Annotated in this window: 1 pseudogene; it reads right to left on the bottom strand. The window is 35.2% G+C overall.

Annotation, left to right across the window (positions count from 1 at the left end):
- Positions 1-8: 8 nt before the first annotated feature.
- Positions 9-576, bottom strand: a pseudogene (locus ACFIKH_RS09225) (DEAD/DEAH box helicase family protein); the annotation flags it as partial.
- Positions 577-895 lie beyond the last annotated feature (319 nt).

Here is an 895-nt window from a genome sequence, read left to right as displayed (position 1 = left end):
AGTTATGTATCCATTGCAGTAGAATCTTGGTTTTTATCAGGTTTGCTAACTTGTGTATCGGAACAGACAGAAAAAAACGTAAGGGTGGTTCTGTATCTGCTGTCATTCTCTTATCGTTTGGGATATTAAAAAGAGAGAGTACAAAAAATAAAATACGCTTGCCTTTCCCAGCAAGAGTTTCTGCTATCTTTAAGACTAGTAAGGTCTTTCTCGTCCTACACGCCATAATCAATTCGCAACAGTCTGCTTCTTTTAGAACCCCTCACAGAACAAGCTTTAAGCGCTTCTTGTTGATGATCTAAAAGCTTTTTCGGTTTTTTTTCTTAAGCGTAGCTTCTCCTTTTTCTTCAAAAGGACTCAAATCTATTTGACTGTTTTCTCAATCAAACAGATTAATCCTTTGAATCTGGATTTCTTGGACTGCAAAAATATGAGAAGCGTTATCACTCCACTCTGTTTCGAGTGCTATCGATAAGAATATGACAGGTGAGGATTTTTTTCCCACTGACTACTATAAAAACTATCAATATCTTCTTTCTTGATCTGATGATTTGTATTATAAAACTTACAATGCACCATCACTCATATTATATTTGTCCGTCTATATCACATCCAAGTTGCATCCTTGCCAAGCAGCGTTGCTATATGAGGAAAAGTCTTATTGCTATCATCTCGTCCCTCACGAGAGAACTTATTAAAATAAACCTTCATTCTAGATGCTTAAAAATAAGCTAAAAAACATGTTGTTGGAGTTTGAAATTTGAAAACTGAGCTTTGCCTCTCTAAAATGCAAACTTCCCAATCCTTTTCTGAAACTAATCGTACAAGACATTGATTTATAATGATAATTCACTGTTTTGTATGTTGAGTGAGAGTCCCGAATAACGTAAGATTC

It is taken from the genome of Bartonella sp. SD1336NMGDW (assembly GCF_042193565.1).
GTDB classification, from domain to species: Bacteria; Pseudomonadota; Alphaproteobacteria; order Rhizobiales; family Rhizobiaceae; genus Bartonella; species Bartonella grahamii.
This window is presented reverse-complemented; position numbering and strand designations above follow the sequence as displayed.